The 3,589-nt window shown below is 70.9% G+C and carries 4 protein-coding genes; 1 reads left to right on the top strand and 3 read right to left on the bottom strand.

From position 1 onward, the window contains the following. The 3 genes from ABNT58_RS26960 to ABNT58_RS26950 all read right to left on the bottom strand — a co-directional run. Positions 1-417 (bottom strand): TolC family protein (locus ABNT58_RS26960; RefSeq protein ID WP_348756457.1); only part of this gene is annotated, 417 nt, incomplete at its 3' end. Between the two features lie 2 nt (positions 418-419). After that, positions 420-1,196 carry an enoyl-ACP reductase FabI gene (gene fabI, locus ABNT58_RS26955; RefSeq protein ID WP_348756456.1) on the bottom strand — a complete coding sequence of 259 codons (777 nt, stop codon included), beginning with the start codon at positions 1,194-1,196 and terminating at the stop codon, positions 420-422. 3 nt (positions 1,197-1,199) lie between these two features. Next, complete coding sequence (locus ABNT58_RS26950; RefSeq protein WP_348756455.1) at positions 1,200-2,924, bottom strand: alpha/beta fold hydrolase; 1,725 nt, start codon at positions 2,922-2,924, stop codon at positions 1,200-1,202. 147 nt (positions 2,925-3,071) lie between these two features. Here ABNT58_RS26950 and ABNT58_RS26945 point away from each other — a divergent pair. Beyond that, on the top strand, positions 3,072-3,589 hold a 518-nt coding region (locus tag ABNT58_RS26945), incomplete at its 3' end, for a TetR/AcrR family transcriptional regulator (protein ID WP_348756454.1).

The following is a 3,589-nucleotide window of genomic DNA, read 5'->3' as shown; positions in this document are numbered from 1 at the left end:
GTCGATCTCCCAGCTGCTGACGGCCAGGCCCGCGCGCCATTGGCTGGTGGTGACGGCGCGGCGCGTCACGCTCAGATCAGCCGGCGTGCGGCCGCGCGTGGCGTCTGCCGACAGCGCCAGCGTGGGCAGGCTGGCGCTGCGCTGCACGCCGTACAGCGCCTGCGCTTCCTGCAGCCGCAGCACGGCCAGGCGCAGGTCGTGGTTCTGCGCCAGTGCCTGGTCGATCAGCGGGCGCAGCGTGGCATCGCTGAAGTAGTCCTGCCAGGCGAGTGCGGTGGCCGACGAGGGCGCGGCATCAGGGCTCGTGTCGTAGTGGTCCGGCAGTTGTGCCTCGGGCGCGGCGTAGGGCGGCGCCGGCGAGGCACAACCGGCCAGCAGCGCAGCCGCGGCCAGCGCGGACAGACAGCGGTGGCGCATCGTCATCCCAGGATGTGGTGGCCGCCGTCCACGTACAGCGTGCTGCCGGTGATGGCCCGTGCGCCGTCGCCGGCCAGGAAGGTGCACAGGGCCCCCACGTCTTGCAGCGACACCAGCCGGCGCAGCGGTGCGCGCTGCACTGCATCGGCCAGCAGGGCGTCGAACTGCGGAATGCCCGAGGCCGCGCGTGTGGCCAGCGGCCCCGGCGAGACGGCATTGACGCGGATGCCGCGCGGCCCCAGCTCGGCCGCCAGGTAGCGCATGCTGGCCTCGAGCGCGGCCTTCACCGGGCCCATCACGCCATAGCTGGGAATCACCTCTTCGGCGCCCACGTAGCTCATGGTCATCAGGCTGCCGCCCTCGGGCATCAAGGGCTCGGCCAGGCGCGCCATGCGGGCGAACGAATGGCACGAGATGTCCATCGCCCGCAGAAAGCCCTCGCGCGAGCAGTCGGTCACCCGGCCATGCAGGTCGCTCCTGGGCGCAAAGGCGATGGAGTGCAGCACGAAGTCCAGCCGGCCCCACTGGCGCGTGATGGCCTCGAACACCGCTTCCATCTGGCCCGGCTGTTCCACGTCCAGCTGCAGGGTGATGGGCGCTTTCAGCTGCAGGGCCAGCGGCTCGACGAAGGGTCGGGCCTTGTCGTTGAACCACGTGACGGCCAGCTCGGCCCCGGCGGCCGCAAAGGCCTGCGCGCAGCCCCAGGCGATGCTGTGTTCGTTGGCGATGCCGACGACCAGGCCCTTGCGGCCCTGCAGTGACGGTGTGGCGGTGGACATGGCTCAGCGCTCCATCACGTAGTGGCCGGGCGCGGCGCCCAGGTCGGTGCTCCCGGGCAGGCCCAGGCGCGGCGGCTTGCGCTGCGGCCCTGAATGGGTAGCCAGCCATTGCTGCCAGGCCGGCCACCACGAACCCTCATGCAGCATGGCCGCGGCCTGCCATTCGTCGGGTGCCAGGTAGGCACCGTCGGCCGGCCGCGTGAGCTGCCGGTAGTGGCGGTGCGAGCCGGCCACCGGCGGATTGACGATGCCGGCGTTGTGGCCACCGCTGGTCAGCACGAAGGTGATCTCGGCCGGGCTCAGGAAGTGCAGCTTGTGCACCGAGCGCCAGGGCGCCACGTGGTCGGTCTCGGTGCCCACCATGAAGCTGGGCCAGCGCAGACTGCCCAGAGACACCGGCCGCCCGCCCACCGGGTAACGGCCTTCGCTCAGATCGTCGTCCAGGAACAGCCGGCGCAGGTACTGCGAGTGCATCCGGGCCGGCATGCGGGTGGCGTCGGCGTTCCAGGCCATCAGGTCGTTCAGGGTCTCGGCCTCGCCCAGCAGGTAGCTGTTGACCAGGCGCGACCACAGCAGGTCGTAGGAGCGCAGCATCTGGAAGGCGCCGGCCATCTGGCGGCTGTCCAGGTAGCCGGTTTCGCTCATCTGGGCTTCCAGCAGGCTCACCTGGCTGTCGTCGATGAACAGGCCCAGCTCGCCCGGCTCGCTGAAGTCGGTCTGCGCCGCGAAGAAGGTGGTGGTGGCCAGGCGATCATCGCCATCGCGCGCCATGGCCGCCGCCGCGATGGCCAGCAGCGTGCCGCCCAGGCAGTAGCCGGCCGCATGCACCGGCGTGCGCGGCACGATGCGTTGCACCGCCGCCAGCGCCGCGAAGAAACCCTGGTCGAGGTAGTCGTCCATGCCCAGGTCGCGCTCGGCCTCGCCGGGGTTCTTCCAAGAGATGCAGAACACCGTGTGGCCGTGGTCCACCAGGTGGCGCACCAGCGAGTTGTGCGGCGACAGGTCGAGGATGTAGTACTTCATGATCCAGGCCGGCACCAGCAGCACCGGCTCGGCATGCACGGTGGGCGTGCTGGGCTGGTACTGGATCAGCTCCATCACCCGGTTGCGCAGCACCACGCGGCCGGGTGTCACCGCCACCTCATGGCCGGGGCGGAAGGCTTCGGTGCCCTCGGGCGGGCTGTGGCTGGCCAGGCGCTGCAGGTCCTGCAGCCAGCGCTGCGCGCCGCGCAGCAGGTTCAGGCCGTGCTCGTCGCGTGTCTGCTTCAGCGCCACCGGGTTGGTGGCCAGCTGGTTGCCGGGCGAGGCCATGTCCAGCCATTGCCGGGCCCAGAAGGCCACCAGCTTTTCATGGTGGGGCGACACGCCGGCCACGCCATGGGTGGCCGCGTCCCACCATTGTTCGGAAAGCAGGAAGGCCTGATGCCACAGGCTGAAGGGCCAGTCGCGCCAGCCGGGCGCGGCAAAGCGACGGTCCTGCACCGGCGTGGGCACCTCGGCGCGTTGGGCGCCGGCGGCCAGCCGCTGCGCATAAAAGCCGGCCAGCGATTGCGCCTGCGCCATGGCCAGTTGCACCAGCTCGATCTGCTTGCCGGGTGAAGCGGCCAGGTGCAGCCGCCAGTCCTGCCAGGCCAGCAGCAACGCGGCGGGAGACAGCGAGCCGGTGAATTGGGCCAGCGTGGCGCGAGCCAGGGTGTCGAGGTGGCGGGCCGGTGCTTCTTCGGTCATGGGCGGGCGTGGCGGTACGGCATGCGGCCAATCTATGCAGCCACGCCCCGGGCGGGTTTGATCTGGATCACTAAAAACCGGATGGTCGGTTTCCAGCACGGGGAGAACCCGGTGACGGCCGCCCCAGCGCTGCACACAATCTTCGGCATGAGCCTTCATGCGATTGCCACCGGCACGCCGCGCCGCCGGCTGCCGGCCACCACACGCCATGCGCAGATCGTGGACGCGGCGCTGCAGGTGTTTGCCGACAAGGGCTATGCGGCGGCCCGCATCGACGACATCGCGGCCGCGGCCGGTTTGTCCAAGGGCGGCATCTACACCCACTTCAAGAGCAAGGAAGAGATCTTCGAGGCCTTGCTCACCCGCGTGCTGCAACCGCCGCGGCCGGCCGAGGTGCCCCGGCCCGAAGACCTGCAGGTGACGCCGCAGGTGCTGGTGCTGCGGGTGATCGACCCGCTGTACGACCGTGTGGCCCAGCCCGAGGTGCTGGCGGTGCTGCGGCTGCTGCTGGCCGAAGGCGAGCAGGCTCCGCAGGCCGTGGGTCGCTGGATGGCCGCCGCCATCGACCCCTGCCATGCCGAACTCGAAGCCCTGGTGCGCACCGGCGTGGCCCAGGGCCTGCTGCACGACGGCGTGCCCGCGCGTGCGCCCCGCCTGCTGCTGGC

This window comes from uncultured Aquincola sp., assembly GCF_964001545.1.
In the GTDB taxonomy this organism is placed as follows: Bacteria; Pseudomonadota; Gammaproteobacteria; order Burkholderiales; family Burkholderiaceae_C; genus Aquincola.
Note: the sequence above shows the minus strand (reverse complement) of the source record. Positions and strands in the feature narration are given on the sequence as shown.

Coding starts and splice junctions, on each gene's coding strand:
- fabI (WP_348756456.1), bottom strand. CDS start 1,196: ATGTCCACCGCCACACCGTCACTGCAGGGCCGCAAGGGCCTGGTCGTC.
- ABNT58_RS26950 (WP_348756455.1), bottom strand. CDS start 2,924: ATGACCGAAGAAGCACCGGCCCGCCACCTCGACACCCTGGCTCGCGCC.